Source organism: Terriglobales bacterium (assembly GCA_035651655.1).
In the GTDB taxonomy this organism is placed as follows: Bacteria; Acidobacteriota; Terriglobia; order Terriglobales; family Acidobacteriaceae; genus DASRFG01.
Genome location: DASRFG010000014.1, coordinates 164,757 through 183,969 on the forward strand (window position 1 = coordinate 164,757; position 19,213 = coordinate 183,969).

15 protein-coding genes are annotated in these 19,213 nt (G+C 56.0%); 6 read left to right on the forward strand and 9 right to left on the reverse strand.

Annotated features, from left to right (window positions below; translation table 11 throughout):
• The first annotated feature begins 2 nt into the window (after positions 1 to 2).
• The 4 genes from VFA76_06500 to VFA76_06515 are packed head-to-tail and all read left to right on the forward strand — an operon-like array spanning position 3 to position 4,940.
• The gene (locus VFA76_06500; protein ID HZR31486.1) at positions 3 to 827 is read left to right on the forward strand and encodes a PIG-L family deacetylase; all 825 of its coding nucleotides are present in this window, start codon (positions 3 to 5) and stop codon (positions 825 to 827) included.
• Between the two features lie 23 nt (positions 828 to 850).
• Positions 851 to 2,116, forward strand: a complete 1,266-nt coding sequence (locus VFA76_06505) for a DegT/DnrJ/EryC1/StrS family aminotransferase (GenBank protein ID HZR31487.1) — start codon at positions 851 to 853, stop codon at positions 2,114 to 2,116.
• Between the two features lie 16 nt (positions 2,117 to 2,132).
• Positions 2,133 to 3,056 (forward strand): hypothetical protein, encoded by a 924-nt coding sequence (locus VFA76_06510; GenBank protein ID HZR31488.1) that lies wholly within the window; start codon positions 2,133 to 2,135, stop codon positions 3,054 to 3,056.
• A gap of 54 nt (positions 3,057 to 3,110) precedes the next feature.
• Complete coding sequence (locus VFA76_06515; GenBank protein HZR31489.1) at positions 3,111 to 4,940, forward strand: hypothetical protein; 1,830 nt, start codon at positions 3,111 to 3,113, stop codon at positions 4,938 to 4,940.
• A gap of 8 nt (positions 4,941 to 4,948) precedes the next feature.
• On the opposite strand, the gene VFA76_06520 is transcribed toward VFA76_06515, so the two are convergent.
• The 4 genes from VFA76_06520 to VFA76_06535 are packed head-to-tail and all read right to left on the reverse strand — an operon-like array spanning position 4,949 to position 9,577.
• Positions 4,949 to 5,911, reverse strand: a complete 963-nt coding sequence (locus VFA76_06520; protein HZR31490.1) for a hypothetical protein — start codon at positions 5,909 to 5,911, stop codon at positions 4,949 to 4,951.
• 30 nt (positions 5,912 to 5,941) lie between these two features.
• The gene (locus VFA76_06525) at positions 5,942 to 7,081 is read right to left on the reverse strand and encodes a Gfo/Idh/MocA family oxidoreductase (GenBank protein HZR31491.1); all 1,140 of its coding nucleotides are present in this window, start codon (positions 7,079 to 7,081) and stop codon (positions 5,942 to 5,944) included.
• Between the two features lie 19 nt (positions 7,082 to 7,100).
• Complete coding sequence (locus VFA76_06530) at positions 7,101 to 7,880, reverse strand: gluconate 2-dehydrogenase subunit 3 family protein (GenBank protein HZR31492.1); 780 nt, start codon at positions 7,878 to 7,880, stop codon at positions 7,101 to 7,103.
• Positions 7,877 to 9,577 carry a GMC family oxidoreductase gene (locus VFA76_06535; GenBank protein ID HZR31493.1) on the reverse strand — a complete coding sequence of 567 codons (1,701 nt, stop codon included), beginning with the start codon at positions 9,575 to 9,577 and terminating at the stop codon, positions 7,877 to 7,879. The genes VFA76_06530 and VFA76_06535 overlap by 4 nt, the downstream gene beginning before the upstream one ends.
• Positions 9,578 to 9,846: 269 nt before the next feature.
• Between VFA76_06535 and VFA76_06540 the strand changes: the two genes are divergently transcribed.
• Together VFA76_06540 and VFA76_06545 are read left to right on the forward strand one after the other, a co-directional pair.
• Complete coding sequence (locus tag VFA76_06540) at positions 9,847 to 10,185, forward strand: STAS domain-containing protein (GenBank protein HZR31494.1); 339 nt, start codon at positions 9,847 to 9,849, stop codon at positions 10,183 to 10,185.
• Positions 10,186 to 10,323: 138 nt separating this feature from the next.
• Positions 10,324 to 10,860, forward strand: a complete 537-nt coding sequence (locus tag VFA76_06545) for a PilZ domain-containing protein (GenBank protein HZR31495.1) — start codon at positions 10,324 to 10,326, stop codon at positions 10,858 to 10,860.
• A 465-nt stretch (positions 10,861 to 11,325) separates the two neighbouring features.
• Here the strand turns inward: VFA76_06545 and VFA76_06550 are convergent, their stop codons facing one another.
• The 5 genes from VFA76_06550 to VFA76_06570 all read right to left on the reverse strand — a co-directional run bounded on the left by VFA76_06550 (position 11,326) and on the right by VFA76_06570 (position 19,095).
• Positions 11,326 to 12,552 (reverse strand): pilus assembly protein, encoded by a 1,227-nt coding sequence (locus tag VFA76_06550; protein HZR31496.1) that lies wholly within the window; start codon positions 12,550 to 12,552, stop codon positions 11,326 to 11,328.
• A gap of 13 nt (positions 12,553 to 12,565) precedes the next feature.
• Positions 12,566 to 13,102: a TadE/TadG family type IV pilus assembly protein gene (locus VFA76_06555; protein ID HZR31497.1), complete on the reverse strand. Its 537-nt coding sequence runs from the start codon at positions 13,100 to 13,102 to the stop codon at positions 12,566 to 12,568.
• An 11-nt stretch (positions 13,103 to 13,113) separates the two neighbouring features.
• Entirely contained in the window at positions 13,114 to 13,665 is a 552-nt protein-coding gene (locus tag VFA76_06560) for a TadE family protein (GenBank protein HZR31498.1), read from the reverse strand.
• 222 nt (positions 13,666 to 13,887) lie between these two features.
• The gene (locus VFA76_06565; GenBank protein HZR31499.1) at positions 13,888 to 17,133 is read right to left on the reverse strand and encodes a hypothetical protein; all 3,246 of its coding nucleotides are present in this window, start codon (positions 17,131 to 17,133) and stop codon (positions 13,888 to 13,890) included.
• Positions 17,134 to 17,616: 483 nt separating this feature from the next.
• On the reverse strand, positions 17,617 to 19,095 hold the full coding sequence (locus tag VFA76_06570) for a hypothetical protein (GenBank protein ID HZR31500.1): 1,479 nt from the start codon (positions 19,093 to 19,095) through the stop codon (positions 17,617 to 17,619).
• Positions 19,096 to 19,213: the final 118 nt, after the last annotated feature.

Sequence of the window (19,213 nt, forward strand, 5' to 3'; positions counted from 1 at the left end):
CAATGAGGATTTGCTTGGTTCTCGTCTGCTCGTTCATCGTTGGCTCGGGTGTTGCGCACGCCCAGCAGACGCGCCTCGAGAACCTGCAGAACAAAGTCGTCCTGCTCTTCACTCCTCACCCCGATGACGACGTCTTTGGCGCCGGCGGCACTATCGCCCTACTCAATCGCAACCACAACAGGGTGTACATCGTGGTTTACACCAACGATGACAAGGGCTCGTATGACCCCGACATGAACTCCCAGCGACTGGCTCAAATCCGAAAGGCTGAGCAGGAAGCCTCTGAAGGCTTGCTGGGGACGCCCAAAGAAAACATACAGTGGATGGGTTACGACGATGGCATGTTGGAATATGCTCCTCAGCCTAAGCTCACCGAGGAGGCGACGGCCATCATTCGCCGGATTCGACCCGATGTTCTGCTCAGCGTTGATCCCGGCGAGTGGTACGAACGCTGGCATAAGAGTGACCACCGCATGGCGGCGTTCAACACCATTGATGCGGTGCGCGCCGCGGAATTCTGGCTCTACTTCCCCAATCAAAAATTACAGCAGGGCCTCAAGCCTTACAAAGTTCCTGAGATGTATTTCTTCTATCCTTCACCGCAGGAAGCGAATTACTTCGTCAACATTGATGGCGTCGCGGAGCTAAAATTCGATGCTGCGGCCAAGCAGGTGAGCCAATTTGAGCCTGCCGTAAACAAATATCGGCCGGACTGGACACCCGAGGACCTGAAGAAGGCCAAAGACGAAATGCGCCACGAGCAGCCGAAGAAGGACGGTCACTATGTCGAGGCGTTTCGTTACGCGACCGGCTTCAACCAGTACTAATATCTTTCGCCAGGAGTCAACCTATGTCGCAGCTCGCATTGCTCGGCGGCAAGAAAACAAAAACCAAACCTTTCCCTCTGTGGCCGCAATTTGATGACAACGAGCGCAGAGCTTTGAATGAAGTCCTGGAGAGCCGCGTCTGGTGGCGCACGCCGGGAACCAAGACCCTGGAATTCGAGAAGGCCTTTGCGCGTTTTCATGGCGCGCGCCATGGGCTCGCCGTCACCAACGGTACCGCCGCGCTGGAAGTCACCATGGCCGCACTCGGCATTAATGCCGGCGATGAGGTGATTGTTCCCGATTTCACCTTCGTTGCCACCGCGAGTGCTGTGCTGTTTGCCAACGCGCTGCCGGTGCTGGTTGACGTCCTGCCCGATACATATTGCCTCGATCCGCAGGCGACTGCCGCTGCGATTACTGCGCGCACCAAAGCGATTATTGCCGTGCACATGGGCGGCCATCCCGCGGACCTGGATGCGCTCAAAGATCTCGCCACCCCTAAAGGGATTGCCTTGGTCGAGGACTCGTCGCACGCCCATGCCAGCGAGTGGCGCGGAAAGCGCATCGGAACGTTCGGCATTGCCGGAACTTTCAGCTTTCAATCCAGCAAGCTCATGACCGCCGGCGAGGGCGGCATGATCATTTCGAATGACGACACATTCGAGCGCAATGCGCGTTCGGTTCACGACTGCGGTCGCATGCCGGGAGAGTGGTTCTACAGTCACTTCATTTACGGTTCGAATTATCGGCTGAGCGAATGGCAGGGAGCTGTGCTGTCCGCGCAGCTCGCGAGGTTGGACGAACAGACCCGCCGGCGTCACCAGAACGCACGCGTGCTCGATCGCGAGCTGAGCAAGATTCCGGGCATTACGCCGCAGAAGCTGGACGAGCGCTGCACGCGGAATGGCCAGTATGCGTACATTTTCCATATGAACAGCAAGGAATTCTCCGGTATTTCGACCGAGCGCTTCATTGAAGCTATGAACGCCGAGGGAGTTCCTAACCAGGCGAGCTATCCTCCGCTTCACGAGCTGCACATGTTTCGTAACAACGAATACCGCAAACGCTTGAGTGGGCCGCAGGCCAAGGAAGAGCATGCATTTTTGAAGCGACCGTTCCCCAATACCCAGCGCGCGGCCTGGGAAACTGTCTGGATCCCGCAGCCCGGGCTGTTGGGCGACGAGCAGGACATGCACGAGATTGTGGCCGCCATCGCAAAAATTCAACAAAGCGCCAAGGAACTCCTTGCCAACAGCTCTCAGCGCACTCCCGCCCACGCCGCCAGTTGAGGCCTCGGCCGGCAAAATGGTCGAGAAAATCAGCTATCGCGGATGGAAGAACGCGTACAAGATTTCCAACGGAACAGTGGAGCTGGTTGTTCTGGCGGATGTTGGTCCGAGGATTATCTGGTACGGATTCGCAGGAACTGACAACATCCTCCATGAAGTTGGTGCGGATGCCGGTCTGAGCGGAGGTGGCGAATTCCGCCTGTATGGCGGACATCGGCTTTGGGTGTCACCCGAACTGGAGCGAACGTATTTTCCCGATAACCGTTCGGTCTCCTTTTCCGAGCAGGGAGACGTATTTCGGTTCACGCCCCTACCAGAGGATTTTGCGCCCGGCACGAATCTGCAGAAAGAATTACAAGTTGCAATGGACCCTGTCGGCACCCGTGTCACGCTCACGCACAAGATCACGAACCACGCGAAAGAATCCACCGAGCTCGCGCCTTGGACGCCCACGATGATGCGGCCGGGAGGTCGCGCCATACTTTCTTTGCCTCCGCGCGTCGCCATGGACAAAGATCACTATCTGCCGGTCGGTCCATTGTCCCTCTGGTCGTTCACCGACCTGGCCGATCTACGCTGGAGATTCGGGACCGAATACATTCAACTTTTGCAGCGGATAAACTCCCGCTGCCGTTTTTCGGAGCAAATGACAGGTATATTCAATCCCGCCGGCTGGGGTGCTTACTTTTCGCATGGAACTCTGTTCGTGAAGCGTGCGCGGGTAATTGCAGGGGCCGCGTATCCCGACTTTGGCTGCAATTTTGAAATCTTTACCAATCCGGACTTCCTCGAGCTGGAGACGCTAGGGCCGAAGGTGGTGTTGCATTCCGGAGAACACACTTCGCATTCAGAGACGTGGGAGCTTTTCAAGAATGTACCCGCTGGCGAGGATGAAGACTGGATTCGTTCTGCCGTACTGCCGCTGGCCGGAGGCGGCTAACTAGTGCGGTCATCTCGGCCGTTTAGCTGTCGAAAATTTCGTTGGGAGACAAACATGCGAGCTCTATCTCGTCGTTTTCGTAGCATTGCCCTGCCGAGCATTGTTCTGCCTGCTTTTGCAGTGGTCATCCTATTCATCAATGCCCCGAGCGTCGCACAAGGTCAGCGGCGGGTGCCCGATCACGTTCCCCCGAAACGCTCTTCCCAAATCCAGGAAGGATTCGGTATCAACTCCGACCTTCCTCGCGAGCCGTACTTGCCTTGGAACCAATGGTGGTGGACCCGCATGTTTGACGCGGGTTTCAAATGGATTCGCATCGGCCAATACGAGAACAGCTCCGACCGAACCAGTTGGGACTGGATCGAGCAAAAGCGTGGCGTGTACTCCTCCTCGCCCGAACTGGAGGATGCTGTGGATTCACTAGTGGACAACGGGGTCAAGATTCAAGTGCAGCTGCTCTATGGCAACGTAATGTACACCTCGCCTAGCGGCAAACTCCCGGACACCAGTACACCCGAGCCCGGTTCATTCCACAATGACGACCGCAGCTTGTACTCTGTTTTTTGGGCGCCTACTACACCGGAGCAAATCGCCGCCTTTAATCGCTACAGCGCCTGGATGGTGAATCACTTTCGCGATCGCATCAAGTATTGGGCGCTCTGGAACGAGCAAGATATTGGCTATTGGAATCCCTGGGATACCCCGGAGTTATTCGGTAAGCTGCTCGGGCCTTTCATCGAGGCCGTACACAAGGCCGATCCGCAGGCCAAAGTCATTTATGGTGGCCAGGCCGATCCCCGTACCGACTACACGCAGCGAGCGTTCGACGCGTGCAACTGTGCGTCCGGAATTGATGTGTACGCATACCACACCTATCCCGGATACGGTCAGAACATGAATCCCGAATCTATGGATTACGGTGCCTACCTGAACGAATCCCCTCGCCAGCTGCGTGATTTGGTCACCCACTATCCGGGGATCAAATCTGACATCCCGTTTTTCGACGATGAATTCAACTCCATTCCAACCTGGAAAGGCTCAGATGAGTCCGTTCAGGCGAAGTACGTACCGCGAGGGTTGATCTATAACCACGCGGCCGGCGTCAAAACCTTCGTATGGTTGCTGACTGCCGGAACCGACGGCAACGAGTACGATGATTTCGGCATCCTCCACGGTCTCACAAACCATGACTCCGACTGGACACCGCGGCCGGTCTTCCACGCTCTGCAGAATACCAACGCTTTGTTCGCGGATACCAGGTTTGATGGGTCTATTCAGATGTCCAGCCCCGATCTGCCTGCGCTGCGGAGGCATATCGGGTTCCCATTCATGAGTTATGGCTTCCGAAACAAGACCGGCAAGGCCATTGTCGCCTACTGGTTTGCGGCCCATAGTGTTCCGGGGGGCGCTTTCCCGCCGCTGTTCGCGACCGTATCATTGAAGAACACAGGCATTGGCCATCCCGTCCTGGTGGATGTTGTTTCCGGAGAGATTAAGCCGGTCGAGTGGAAGCAGGGCACGAATGACACGTTGGACATGGTGCCCGTCAAAGACGGTGTTATGGCTATCACCGATGAGAGCTACTTTGACTGGCCCGTATTGCCCGAGGCCCCTAGTTCGCTCAATGTCTCCCTCGCCGGCAATGCCGCTAAGCTCAGTTGGCAAGTGCATGGCGGAGATTCGACTGGAATTATCGTGGAGCGGCAGCTTGGAGATGGTCTTCAGACGCGGGGTCAGTGGGCTCGAATCAAACAATTACCCGCCACTGCAACCGAGTATGCCGATCCCGGCCTGAAGAAACAGCCCTATGGCTACCGCGTGCGGGCGGTGAATGCCAACGGCGAGTCTGCCTACTCGAACATCGCACGGATAATGGTCAGGTAGAAACTGGATTAAGGCAGCGGCGCCTCTACCTCTTCGAGCATCCAGTGTGACGGCAACTCAAGGTGGCAGTCGAACCCGTAAAACCGTCCATGGAAAACATGCTGGAAGAGGCACGCCCGTTGTCCGCGCAAGACTGGGTCGGCCTGCACCGGTTGAAAATCACCGTCCGGAGCATCCGCTGCGAACACTTGCACCTGCCACTCGCCTTCAGGGTTGTCGCTGTAGCGGTGCGGATAAATTTCCGTGGCCAGATAGTAGGCTCCTGATCTCTTCCCGCTACTATTCTTCGCGTTCTTTACATAGAGCAGCGTTGGCGCAGCCACCGTCTGCTCTGAAGTAATCAAGATCTTGTCGGGAGCCTTGTCTAATTCCTGCAGTGTGGCCGCGTTGCGGCTGACAATCTCAAAATGATCACGATCGTTTCCACGGTACCACGTCAGGTAAAAGCGGCCGGAGCGCGGATCGCGAAACAAATTGGGATTCTGATTTCTCTGATTGGGGACGCGCTGAACCAGGATTTTAATCTCTTTGATGTGAACGCCGTCGGCTGTTGTACCCAGCACAATATAGCTGCTTGGGGTGTCGTAATCGCGTGTAAACGCCAGGTAGAGGAGATCGCGTTGTTTCCGGTCCGCATGCGCCAGTACTGACGGCCAGCGTGCGTTGGTTAGCAGCGGATTCTGTGCATACTTTGTCCAATTCACCAGATCGTTGCTGCGCGCTAAACCGATTCCTCTACCCTCATTCAACCCATACCATCCCCAATAGCGGAACCCTCCACGCTTGAGTTCCAGCACGCTCAACGTGTGGGGGAACTGATCACCTTCCCACTGCTGGGACTCCGGAAGAACCTGGCGAGGGGTCGTTAAGTTCAAATATGTGGGTTGAGAGTTACTCGGCTTCCGGTCCTGTGCCAACGACGGCAGCGTAAACGCAAGCACGGCCAGAACAAAGCTTAGATGGATTCTCATTATTCTTGCGGTAAACTCCGGATTCTCTTATTAACCAATTGCCGTCCTCTTTTTCGATCCCCGAGCATCGCTAGCGTTTTCTTGCTGCGCATTCAGCCACAAATTCACCGGGACTTCACGAGGATTGTTGGGCGCGTAAGGCCACGTCACGCGTCTTCCGGTCCCGGCTGATTCATAGGCTGCGTAAATGATCTCCAGCGTAGCTCGCCCGTCGTCCCCAGTTTCCCTTGGCGTTTGGTCCTCAAGAATACAGTCAATAAAATGGCGCATTTCGTGCGGAAACCCATAAAGGTGCGCCTCTTCGAATACTGTGAAAGTCCATCCTTTAGTCTCGCCTGCCTTCTCCACTGCGTATCCATAACCTTTTGAGCTATAGGTTTCCATTGAGCTGCCGTGCAGAAGGTCGCAGTAGATCACGCCCTCGGTGCCGTAAACCTCAACCCGATCATCCATGCCACCCTGTTTCGCCCAACTGTTTTCAATCAGTGCCGTGCCTCCGCCCTCGAATTCCACCAGCACAACGCAGTTGTCCTCACCCTTGGTGCGTCCGCTGTGGAGCACGCGCTGGCAGTGCGCCACAACGCTCTTTGGCTTTGGTTTGCCGTACATCCACCGGGCCCACTCAATGCCGTGGCAGCCCATGTCCATCAAAGCTCCGCCGCCCGAGCGCCGTATGTCGTAGAACCAGTCCGAGTGCGGGCCGGAATGTTTTTCACCTTGCTTGACCATGTACACCTTGCCCACGGCACCCTCATCTACCAAGTGCTTCACGCGGGCATATTTTGGAGAAAAGCAGATCGTCTCCGCGTACATAAGTTTGGCCTTGTGCCGCTTGCATGCAGAAATCATCTCCTCAGCGTCTGCCAAGGTGTGCGCGATCGGTTTTTCAAGAATTACGTGCTTGCCTGCCTGCGCGGCAGCAACCACGATTTCTCGATGAAGGTCGTTGGGCACGCCAATAACTACGGCGTCTACGTCCTTGCGCTCCAGCAACTGCCGATAATCGGTTGCGGTAAACGGCACCTTCCACTTGCGGGCAAACTCTTCAACCCTTTGCCGATTCGGCGAGCATACGGCCGTTATTGTGGCGTTCGGAACTTCCTGGAATGCCTCGGCATGAATGTTCGACGAAAAAGCTGATCCAATAATGCCCACTCTCACGCGATCCATGCATCCTCGTTTCCAAGCATTAGGTTTTAATCTCGCAGCCCGGACATTCTGGATAGTAGGTATTGCCTTTGTAATCGAGTTCTTCGATTCCCGCAGCAGAAGTGTAATAGCCGCGAATCGCTTGGTGCCGGGCGAGGTCAAAGAACTTTTGCAGAGGCGTCGCCGGCTCGCCCTGCCCGGTTGTGAAAAGCAGTTTCTGTTGTTCGGCTTCGCTGAGCTGCAAAAATCCGCGGCCATAGCGCTGCTTCGCGCTCTCCTGAAGCGCCGCAATTCCCGCTCGTGCAACCGCCTGCGGATCCGCAGTTTCGAGTTCACGCACCGGTGTCTCACCGTAATAAGCGACCGCGAGCGCGCGGTGCGAAGCATCAAGTTGCCGGGCAGCATCTCGCACGCCTGCGCTGGAATGGAGCCACAAGTCCAACCAATGCGTAGTTTGATCCAGGGCCGCCGCATCAACTTTGCCCAGCACGACCTCGATCATGCGGGTAACGAGCTGGAACTCTTCTGCAGCAAAGAACTGTGGCCGGTACGGCGCGGGACCGGGCTGCACATATTCGGTCTCGCTGCCGGGTATCGCCGGATGGAGCTTCTCAGCGCTGCTGAGCGCATGCATCAGGTGCTTACTTGAGGGCTCATACAATCCTGGAGGCAGGTCGGCGGCTTGTTGTTCGCCTGCAATTAAAGCCGTAGCCGTTTCAGGCACCAGCCCACTTACCCCGGCCAGAGCGACCAATTCCCCCAGTCGCAATATCCACTGCCGCCGGGTAAGTTCCTCGGGAGTTTCCCGGTGCTCGCTCACAACTCACCTCGACGAAAGGCTTGAGCAATGTGTTCTCCGGCGCGCGCGGAAATGGCCATGATGGTCAGCGTCGGCTCGTAGCAGCCCTGGGTGGTAAAAACCGCGCCATCGGTCACGAATACGTTTCGCGCGTCGTGCACCTTGCAATTGCGGTCCACAACGCTCTTCTTGGGATCGTCCCCCATCCGCGCCGTTCCACACTCATGGATGTTCTTGCCGAATACGCTGAGCTCCCTCCGTGGCTCCGTCACTTCACTCAGTTTCATTTCGCCCAAAATGGCGTTGACGTCCTGACGCATAGCTTTTGCCATTGCCCGGTCGTTCTCTCCATAGCTAGCGCTGATGTGGAGAACAGGAATGCCCCACGCATCTTTCTTTTTGGGGTCCAATTTCACAAAATTGTCCGCGCGAGGCAGACATTCGCCCTGGGCCTCAATCGCAAAGTAGTAGGGAATCTCCTCGCGCACCCGCTTGCGTAGACTGTCCCCTACTTCCGGCATCAGAAACGCATGCTCGTACAACTCCTGGCTGCCGTCACCGTCAAAGCGGTATCCGCGGACAAAATTCGAATTGCGGTTGTGACCCCCATTTGCATTTACATATTTAGGAATGATGAACCCACACGGACGCCCTACCGCTTCCCGTTTTGATGACCGCAAATTCAACATGAATCCGCCGGCGCCCTCAATCGTGAAATGGTCCATGAGGTAGTGGCCCAATACGCCGGTCGAATTTCCCACACCTTGCGGATACGCCGGAGATTGCGAATTCAGCAGGATGCGCGTGGATTCGAGCGCTCCCGCGGCTACCACCACGCTTCGTGCGTAGACTTCTCGACTCTCGCGAGTCACGCGATCAATGTAATGAACTCCCTTCGCGCGCCCGCTGCCATCCATCACCACTTGGCTTACCACGGCATCGCTCACCAGAGTGAATTTTCCCGTGCGGGCAGCGGCCGGAAGCGTCACGGAAGGGCTGTTGAAGTAAGAAGCTGTAAAGCAGCCCCGTTGACACTGGTCGCAATAGTGGCAAGCCGGACGTCCGCGATGCGGCACCGTTAAATTAGCCACGCGATCAGGCATCACACGCCAGCCAAACCGGCGCTCAACCACCTGCTTTGCCTGCAGCGCACCGCAGGAGAGGTTCATCGGTGGCAGGAATTGTCCATCCGGAAACTGCTGCAGCCCCTCGCGTGATCCGCTCACGCCGATGTAGCTCTCCACGCGGTCGTAGTAGGGCTCCAGCTCCTTGTAGCTGATCGGCCAATCTTCGCCGTAGCCATCACGGCTCGCCGCTTTGAATTCGTTGTCGCTGTACCGATAGCTCTCCCGCGCCCAGCAGAATGTCTTACCCCCGACCTGCCGGCCGCGGATCCACATGAATGGCTTGTCAGCTGGAAAGGTGTATGGATGCTCCAGGTCGTTCACAAAGAATTGATGGCTGTATTCGTCGCAGGCGTAGCACAAACGTTGCACCGGTTGTGTGCGCAACAGCTGCTCTTGATTGCCGAAACCACGAAAGTTGAGTTGGTAGGGCCAAACGTGCTCCGTGAAGTCACGCGTGGGTACACGCGGAGGGCCGGCCTCGAGCATCAGGGTGTCAAGACCGCGCTCCGCAACTTCTTTCGCCACCCAGCCGCCGCTGGCGCCCGACCCAATCACAATGACGTCATATATTTTGCGCCGAGGAAGGAGCATGAGCCGGCCAGTGTAGCAAATCGGCCGGCGATGGCCGGTTTGCTCTTCCCGCCGGTCGCCGCTGTTCGCTTCACTGATCTTCCGCTGACTGCTTATCTCAGCCGTTCAGTGATTCTTTACATCTTCCACAGCTTTGGGACGTCTAAAGTGTGCTACACCCGCACAAACTAGCGACCACTCGTCATAAATTGTTAATCAGTGGTGCGCCCGCAGCGTGGGCAGCCACTCCCAAGCAGAAAAGCCGTCTGAGAGGACCAGTGAGATTAAGTATGCATATTACGAAATTGCGCGACGTGGCGGTCATCCACTGCGTGGGCCGCATTGTGTTTGCCGACGAAGCCACTGCTCTGCGCAATACGGTCGAAGCGATCCTCTCCGACTACCCCCAGTGCGTGCTCAACCTGCGCCTGGTGAGCCACATTGACGCCCATGGCCTGGGTATTCTGGCGAAGCTCTGTGCCGCGGCTCGCCGTAGGGGTGGTTCGTTGAAGCTGAGCAACCTGAACCGCAGGTGTCGCGAGCTGTTTAACCTTACTGGGATTGCCTCCGCAATCGAGATCTATGCTTCTGAAGACGAAGCTCTGCGGGCCTGCGAACAACTCGCCTGACACCTAAACATGCAATTTGGGACTTCCCCCATTGGAATTCTCCGGTTACCACGGTCATCTACGCTCACAGCCTGCAGATGAATACCATGGTTTCAGGCGTGCTCGCGCCAGGGTGTGAAACCGCGACGCAGCCGACCTATGGCTCCCAAACTAATAGACGCTATTGCTAACCGCCTTTGTTCCCATGAGTTTGCCTGGCCTCGCCGTCGCACCACAGGCGATTACTACCAGGTTTGTGTACTATGCGGCGCCGAGTACCTCTACGACTGGAATTCCATGACCCGTACCGGGCGCATTGAGCATGGTCATAAGCAGGAGCTTCCAGGGCAGACATTGAACCGTTCCCGACGACGCTCCAACTGGCGCCCACGTGCAAGGCGCCTGCGTCTCAACGCGCCCTTGACCTTCAGAAAAACGGGTGCCGAGGAGTGGAACTCCGGCGTTGTCCAGAACATCAGCCAGTCTGGGGTGTTGTTTCATGCTTCCCAGAGCATAGATCAGGACGCCGATGTGGAGATGATTTTCGAGATGCCCGAGGAAATTACTGGTCAGCCGAACAGTCGGGTGTTGTGTAATGGCTATGTCGTAAGGGCCATGGCATCCAAAGCTTCCTCTTCGATGCTGACATTTGCAGTGGCTATCTCGGGATACACTTTCCTTCACGACAAAATGTAGCGCGGGCAACCTGCCCGCGAGCCAACTCCTAGTGTATTACTCTCACTAACCTCAATAGTCCAATTGCGAGCACTAGCAGCAGAGCAAAAATAAGCGCCCATTCTGCGGTGTCCTGGCCATCGTCGTCCGGCCAAACTGGTGTGAGCAGCGCCATCAAACTGCCGCAACCTTATATAACCTTCTGAGGGTGGTCAATTGTCCGCTGCGAGGTTCTCTGCAGACCGCTGAGGTCGGCAGCAGAAACATGTAAATCGACCAAGCGCTTCTGAATGGCGGTAAGCTGCCAGACAAAGACAAAGGCCCACTCCTAGGAAGTGGGCCGAGAGGTGGAACCCAGACACAACCATCAGTCGGTTTCCAAGAATAGACTGAGCCAAACTCCCTAATTTTAATGTGATCGTCGTCACATTCCACTGTGACGAAGTTCTCTTGGGCTCTTTGCCGCTGCTAGCCAACCTGGCGCGCTTATTGCGTCAGGCGGAGCAGGATCTTCGCGGCGATGGTCTGAAATACATCCTGCAGGTCGGCCGCCGTAGGCGCAAACACCGCTTCACCTTGCGGGAGGTTGGGATCGAATGTAGGGCTGGCCGGATCGTTCGCGACCTGTTGCAGAAAGACCTTGTTAATGCTGTTGCCCAAGCCGATCGAGTAAACCACCATGCCTTGCGCGCGCATGGCATTGGCTGTCTGGATCGAGCGGAAATCGGCGTCTGGAGTTACGTTAGCGCGAAGAAAGGATTTGAAAGTTCCATCTATCGCCGACTGAAACTGGCTCACTCCCGCGCAGCAGGATGGTGTTCCTCCGCTGGTTGAACAAAGCTGGTTGCCCGAAACAGGATCAAAGAAGCCGACGACGGTTCCTGTGTCGGAACCGCCAAAATTTCTAAGCGTTGCTCGTCCGCTGCAGTTCAGGGAGTTTTGGATGACGTTCGCTAAGCCATCGGTGAAGAATACCGCCACCTTCACCACGTTCTCGCCCGGCGCCACTACGACGGAGTTGTTCTGCGCCTGGCCGGCCGCCAGCCCACCTTGAGAGAATGTGCCGCCCGCGAATACCATGGCGTTCGCCGCATTCTTAATTGGTGTCTTGAAGTTGTATTGGATTGGCACGTTCACGGTCACGTTGCTGGCGAAGCTGATCATTGACACGCGGTCGATGGCGTCATCGAATAGATCAATAAACGTGTTGACGGCGGGAGGCAACGCCTGTGCGCCACCATTGCTCCTCATTGACCCGGAGCGGTCCAGCACCAGCGACATCACGAGTTTAGCGCGGGTGGCTTGGGAATTGGCTGCCACGTCCATGGTCTTCCAGCGCGGCAGAATCCGGATGAAGAAGGTATTGATCGTCGCCGTCGCATTAACCGTGAGCAGCGTATTGTTATTGGCATCCGTGCTGAAGGCCACATTAACTACCGGTGGGCCGCTATCGCGGCCAGAAGCCCCGTAGTTCATGGCGAATGTACTTCTGGCGATGTTCGCCGCCTGCCCCTGTCCCTGGGAGAGGTTCCGCATGCCCATCAGACACGCAGAATCCACGGCTTTGGAGAGGCTCGCCTTGGTGACATACGCAAAGCCCAGGTCTATGGCGAAGCCCACGAACAAAATGATGATGGGTACAAGGGCGGCAAATAGGGGAAGGGTTTGCCCGTGTTCCTTGCCTGTTTTCTTCCGCCGATGAAAGAGGTTCATCTCGTCCTCCTGGTCAGAAGTACGCTGCGTCATACATTGTCGCTGGCAGAAGAACGTTGAGCATCTTCCCCACCGGCGTAATCGGCTGATATGAATAGAAGACTTCCGTCACATAAAGCGTCTGCTTGGGCTGAGGAATGGGGACTGCCGTGATGGGAAGAGTCGCCGGGAAGCCAACTCCCTGTCCTATCCTGCTGTTCGCCGAATATGCTCCCTGGGATAGTTGCTGGGTGATTCGATAATTCCCGTTGTTGTTGTATACCGCGGTGACGATCACTTTGCCCTTATTGTTGATGTCCAGCGGGGCCGCTCCTCCGATCACGGCTGTGATCGTGTCGGCAAAATCAGTTCCTCGGGACGCGAGATTCGATCCTTCGCCGGTTAGGTTGGTGATCACTTGCTTCTCGTAGATGGCTCGGCCGAAATCAATCAGCCCCAGCGCCAGCATGAGCATCATCAGCACCACCGCCGTGAACTCGACTATTGCCTGGCCGCACTCCTGTGTGCGTGCTTTCCGGCCACGTGAATCCTGCTGTCGCGACGTTGCCACGTGTTCGTCTCCTAATTACTTTGTGAGGGCGAGAAAGGCTCGTTCTTGAACGTCACGCCCACCGTGAATCGGTACGTTCCATTGGGAAAGAATTGAGCGATGATCGGGGTGATCAATTTCAAATTATCAGTGATTGAAACCGTTACTGTGTCCCCCGGACCGCCGGCACTTCCCGGACCGCCTTTAGCGCTTGAGATCTGAATTCCGCTGATGTCCAATCCCGCTGAGGCCTCGGTAGCTATCTTGATAATCGAATTAACTCGCGACAGGTTCTGTCCCGGATTCTTTGGATCCTGAAGATGGTTGCCGGTGATCGCGAATCGGCCCGCCTGCCGAACCGCGTTTTGCAGCGTCATCTGCACGAAGAACAAGCGCCCGAAATCAACTACCCCGAAGAGCAAGAAGAAGAACAAGGGCGCAATCATGGCGAATTCCACCAATGACTGTCCCCGCATTGATCTCCGCTTCGAGGGACTGCGGAGCCTGTCCGGGGTCTGGAACGCCGTGCTGCCTTCGGACGTTTTGGTCAAAGCTGACTCCCTGACGTGCATGTGCCACTCCATGAAGTCCTTGTTCTGAAAATGTTATGAGTTGCAGCTGGCAGAGCCAAGTTACTAAAGCAGTGGCCGTCATTGCCGTGCGGACGAGTGTTGGACGCTGCGAAAAGCAGTGACCTTAGTAACCTGAAGGATTTAGCTTGGAAGGTTCAGTAAAACCGTGAGGGCTCGTCGGTACCAGCACCTGACGAGCCCTCCACGACAACTTCGGCTTTCGTACCCCTCGAATTATTGCAGAGGGGGTGCGTTCTGCTTGGCATCGTTGCCGGCTAGTACGGGCCAGCTAGTTGCGGCTTCGTTAGCTGCCGGTCCGACCATCGCAGCCAAGGAGCCGTCACTCGCAAAGCCAAGCCATATTGAGCCGGAGAAATGTGACAAGCTGGACAGACCCAGCGTGGTGGAGAGCACGCTGAACTGGCCGCCTGCATCAACGGACAGGATTTCGCTGCTGTCTGTGAGCACAACTCCGCCGCCCTGTTGTGCAGTCATGATCTGCGCACCGTCTCGCGTCCACAGGGGCGTTCCATCGCTCACATTGAAAGCCAGCACCTGCCCCAGGAAGCCACGGTTCTGGGCGAACATGGTTCCACCTTCACCCAGCGCCATGAAAGCTGGAATAGGGAAGCTCGAGGTCCAGGGCAGAGAATAGTCAGTTTTGCTGCCGTTATAGAGGCGTGAGATCCAGATCTGGTGGCTGCCGGTGGCCATTATGCGCTTGTCCCATGCAACAACTAAGCCACCTTGCCCGTCAGGACGGACCTGCTTAGGCTGCGCCTTGATCGGGTTGGCAGCATCGCTAAACTGCTGCAACGTGCTCCAGCTGGAGGCACCCGAAGACTGCAGAGCAAGCAGCTGCAGCGTATCAGAGTAATTCACCGTTACGAATCCGCCTCCTGGCTGGCAGCCTTGATAAGTGGTGTTGGTTGGTTCGACCGCAAGGTAGAACTTCCCACCCGGCAATATCGAGGCCGAGCTTCGGAGTGGAAGGTTCTGGATGACCACGCTCTGGCCCGGCGCGCACACCAAACCGTTCACTGGATCATTGACCGTGTCCAGATATGTATCCGAAGACAGTGGCAACGGGATGGTGAATTTGGTCTGGCCGGTCATGCCATTAATTACGAGCACATTGGCAGCTACAGGTGAACCGGCAGCGCTGGTCTGGACGAAGTAAACGTCCCCACCAGAATGCACGGCCCATGAGGAGTCCAATGGGTTCAAGCTGTCGAAGCGCCACGCAACCGCGCGTGCAGCGGGGTCCAATTTGAACACCGAATACTGCGTGAAGCTCGATCCAGCATCATCGAAGACCTGGTCATCTCGTACCACCAAGCCCCCATCTGGTGTGCCCGACTGCAGCTGCACCGTATCAAACGAGAAGGTTGCGGTTGAGGAGGAACTGACTGCTGGCAATGGGGCTGTCCACAACTGGTGACCGTCAGCAGCGAGCGCACGTGCCAGAGACCCTGTCGGAGTTCCTTCCGTCACGTAGAGATCAGGTGAGCCACTAGCCTTTGGTTGTGCACTCACAAAACCGTTAATAAAGTTGTTGATCACATCCAGAGATTGCAAGCTCCAGCTCTGCGTACCCAGGGGCAGCGCCGGGCCGGAACTTACCGTCACCTGGGTTGAAGAGGTCAATGACTGGTAGCTCGCGGTAATGTTCACGGTTCCGGGCTTCAAGCCCACCATGGTGCCATCGTTGTGCAGTTCCAAAACAGTTCTATCATCCACATCCCAATTGGCAGGGACGCTTCGGCCGAGATCGTCGGTCGCTGAAACTGCCCGTTGCTCGTCCACCAGCATGTTAATTGAGACTGGCGTGATTTGAATTTGGCTGGGTGGTTGGCCGGGGCCGAACGTCACGTGGATTGTAGATGACCCGCTGTTCCCGGCGGCATCCATGGCTATTACTTCGATGGTATTCAAGCCCTGAGAAAGGGTTAGCACGCAACTGAAGTCAGCGCTGCCGAGGTTTGCCGGCATGCCATTGCATGAGACGTTGGTTACTTTTGACAGAGCATCTGACAGCGTTCCCAGGACTTGTAGCTGATCGTTGGAGACCGTCACGCCGTTCGCTGGGGACGTAATCCATACGGTGGGAGCGGTCTTATCAATGCTCACGTTGGCAGTCGCAGACGCCGCGTTACCCGCGATGTCTCGGACCGTACCCATAACTGCCTGGTTCAATCCTTCTGTCGTGACCGTTGCCGGTGGTGGGCACATCACGCCGCCGGAGAGAGAGTTACCGCAGGCAAATGTCACGGTGACATCTGTGTTGTTCCAGCCCGCAGAATTTGGAGATGGATTGACCGATGCGCTAATCGAAGGTGGAGTCAATTCGATGTTCAGCTGAACACTGGCACTCGCGGAATTACCCGCCTTGTCTTGTATGGTTGCGCTGACAACCTGGTTTGCTCCTTCACTGGAAATCAGCATCGGGGTTGGGCAGCTCACCACCCCAGACAAGGAGTCCCCACACACGAAGCTCACCGTCACATTGCTATTGTTCCAGCCTTGCGCATTAGGAGCAGGACTGGCGGAGGCACTAATAGCAGGCATTGTCCGATCGATGCTCACCTGGACCGTCGCCCTCGCAACGTTGCCCGCCGCGTCTTGCACCGTGCCGGTCACGGCCTGATTCGCTGCCTCAGAAGTGACGGCAACTGGTGCCGGGCAGCTTACAATTCCGGAGAGAGAATCAGCGCAGGTGAAGTTCACCGTGACATTGGTATTGTTCCAGCCTTGAGCGTTTGGAGCAGGAGTGAGTGCTGCGCTGATGGTCGGCGCTGTTTGGTCAATATTTAGTCGTACACTCACGCTCGCTGTTTTACCGGATCCATTGACCACGGTGCCGGTGACCAGCTGGTTCGCACCATCCGTCGAAACGGTTACTGGCGCGGTGCAGCTGACTACCTTCACCGGGTCTGCGCAGGCAAAAGCTACTGTTACAGGAGTCGAGTTCCATCCCGCTGCATTCGATTTTGGAGAAACAGACGCGGTAATAGTGGGACCATTTCCTTGACCATGATGGTCGCCATTGTCGCCATCATCACCGTGCTGGCCGTTATCTCCATCAAGAATCTGCAGAGTGAAGGTTCCGCCGACCTTGGTCCCAAGCTGGACAGCGACGGTGTTGGACTTCTGCAATCGAAGGTGTTTGTCAATCTTTCGCTTGTGTTCGTTAAATTCGCCTTGCTTCACGACCACCACACCATTGATGCTGATCTGCGCATCCGAAGCCCAGTCGTTACTCCGCTCGCCACTCCCGTTCACTACCCGCAGAGAGTAGGCTCGCCCTTGATCCTTTACGGAGAAGTTGTCGCTTTTAGCTGTCGGGCCTTGTTTGCTGCGGACGTAAACCTTGGGTCCGAATACAGCGCTACTCGCCGCATAACCCTGTCCTACAAACAGACACACCAAAACTGCAACTAACGGCAACGAGGTGCGCCGGAATTGCTTGCGATCGAGCATCTGAAGTACCTCCCTGCTCAGGCCGAGGCCATTGCAGTGCGGATTCAGAGTAGCAACAGGGCCTCTGTTTAACATCTGTCGGCAGTAATCTACGGCGGAGTACTTTTGCCGCCTATTGAGGGTTACTGTCGGAGCCGCAGCAGATCATTAGTTGAACTAATTGTGGAGCTGTTTTTTGATGTTCTCGGATCTTAAGAAGTTATAAGAGGCGGTCTTGGTGGTTACTAAGACAGTTACTTACTTCTGGGCAACCATTAGTCGCATTTGTGTACGTTTTAGGTTTTCGGAAGGTTACTTCGTGAAGTACGTTCGTGACTGGTTAGAAGGATCCGGCCTCAACGTCTTAATTACAAGAAGCCCCTAATCTGTGCTCACTGCCCTACAATAACTTTGTTGATGCGAAGTGTTATGCCCTAAAGGTTGTGGGCCCCTGAGGTGATCTCAGAGGCCCACACGGACTGTTACTTTCAAAAGCTACCTACATCAGTAAGGCAGCTCACTCGAAGCGACCTCGTTCAGCGGCATGTCCAGGCCCTTCTGCACCATACAGGCATTCTGGTGTACGAAGACGCTGCCAGAGAGGTTGCTCATGGGTGCGCTAAAAGTGCCGCCGTTGATGATCGCACCGTGAAAGTTTGCTCCGGCTGCAACCGCACCGTTGGCCGTCATGGTTATATTTCCGGTGACGATGATTAGCCCGAAGTAGTTCATTCCGTTGGTGATGTTCAGCGTCAGGTTGCCGTTCACCACGAGTACCCCTTGTCCGTTCACCGGGGCTCCGCCAATGGTATTAGTCCCCAGCGTAAGATTACCCGGCGAGTAATACATCTTTGAGGTGCCTGGCGCTGAGATCGCGGTGACGTCTCCGTTGCCGTTGTAAGTAACCGTGGGAATAGTGCCCAAAGTTGCGTGTGGGCCAGTGTAAGTTGCTGGCGATCCGCTACCGGTTACACCCGTTCCCGCAGCATCAATCGGCTGTGCCATCGCCTGCAGCACGCTCACAATTGAGGTGGGGTCTGCAGGATTCAGGTTGTAAGGAAACGGCGTGGCATTCGCTTTCGTACCGGCGGGCGAACCCGTTATGTTTCCGCCTCCGGGAGTAGTAATCGTTGACCCTGAGACACCTCCGTAGACACTAGGAGCCGAGCAGACAGGGTCTGTATTTCCCGTCACGTTCAAAGCATCGCCGTAGTTTTGCGCTAGATTGGAGTAAATCGCACCCTGTACCGGCACCGGAACTGCGGGTGCAATTTCCATGTGCGTCATCCGGCGTGATCCGTTCGGCATTACCGCTAATGATGTTAAGACGTACAGGTCGACATAACCCGCTGCCGCACAGTTTGCTTTGCCAACGGGAAGCAATACTTCGTTCTTGCCCGTCCAGCAAGCTTGCGTGCCCGCCGTGCCGGCGGCCGCGCTGCCATTGATGAACACGGGCTCGGCGGTCGAGTTTGTCTTGAGGGAGATTCGTACCCACTTGTAGTTCAAGGCCGCCGCCGTATTGGTAAATGGAGATATGCTGTTGACCGTGGTGTACCACCCTGCTCCCGCCGGTACGCTATTGCATTGCACGCCCGGGCCAGGGTCAGCCAACCCTAAGCCGGGAAAGCCTTCCTGGCAGAGCTCTGTGTCGAAATATGGGTTGGCCACGTTCCACGGCTGCACTGGGTCGGTGGCGCCTGCCGGGTTCAGAAGATATACGATGTCACCGGTTGGCACAGGAACCTTCGCTGGCCGCGTAATCGGAAATGGTGAGCCCAATTGCATGCGGTCGCGGGCTTCCTCCAGGCCTGCCCTGGAAGCGGCGTAGGCTTTTTGCGAATTCCGGTAATTATCGTTGATTCTTAATTCGGTATCTCCCATGTACATCATTCCCAGGGCGATTGCCGTGATGATCATCAACGAGAAAAGGCATATCAGCAAAGCTACTCCGCGCTGATTATTATCCAATGAACGCTTCATTCTCCTAGCCCACCTTCCATAACTCGCCACAGCGGCGTAGAACACGTTTTTCCACTCTTAAGGCTACCGCTAAGTCCTGTCCCACGAAACCTTACCCTAGTAACCAATTTTCGGGTTT

Bases quoted from the DNA above. Each gene is read 5' to 3' on its own strand.
- VFA76_06570 (HZR31500.1), bottom strand. From the start codon at position 19,095: ATGAAGCGTTCATTGGATAATAATCAGCGCGGAGTAGCTTTGCTGATA.
- VFA76_06510 (HZR31488.1), top strand. From the start codon at position 2,133: ATGGTCGAGAAAATCAGCTATCGCGGATGGAAGAACGCGTACAAGATT.
- VFA76_06505 (HZR31487.1), top strand. From the start codon at position 851: ATGTCGCAGCTCGCATTGCTCGGCGGCAAGAAAACAAAAACCAAACCT.
- VFA76_06525 (HZR31491.1), bottom strand. From the start codon at position 7,081: ATGGATCGCGTGAGAGTGGGCATTATTGGATCAGCTTTTTCGTCGAAC.
- VFA76_06520 (HZR31490.1), bottom strand. From the start codon at position 5,911: ATGAGAATCCATCTAAGCTTTGTTCTGGCCGTGCTTGCGTTTACGCTG.
- VFA76_06540 (HZR31494.1), top strand. From the start codon at position 9,847: ATGCATATTACGAAATTGCGCGACGTGGCGGTCATCCACTGCGTGGGC.
- VFA76_06515 (HZR31489.1), top strand. From the start codon at position 3,111: ATGCGAGCTCTATCTCGTCGTTTTCGTAGCATTGCCCTGCCGAGCATT.
- VFA76_06560 (HZR31498.1), bottom strand. From the start codon at position 13,665: ATGGAGTGGCACATGCACGTCAGGGAGTCAGCTTTGACCAAAACGTCC.
- VFA76_06535 (HZR31493.1), bottom strand. From the start codon at position 9,577: ATGCTCCTTCCTCGGCGCAAAATATATGACGTCATTGTGATTGGGTCG.
- VFA76_06545 (HZR31495.1), top strand. From the start codon at position 10,324: ATGGCTCCCAAACTAATAGACGCTATTGCTAACCGCCTTTGTTCCCAT.
- VFA76_06565 (HZR31499.1), bottom strand. From the start codon at position 17,133: ATGCTCGATCGCAAGCAATTCCGGCGCACCTCGTTGCCGTTAGTTGCA.
- VFA76_06500 (HZR31486.1), top strand. From the start codon at position 3: ATGAGGATTTGCTTGGTTCTCGTCTGCTCGTTCATCGTTGGCTCGGGT.
- VFA76_06550 (HZR31496.1), bottom strand. From the start codon at position 12,552: ATGAACCTCTTTCATCGGCGGAAGAAAACAGGCAAGGAACACGGGCAA.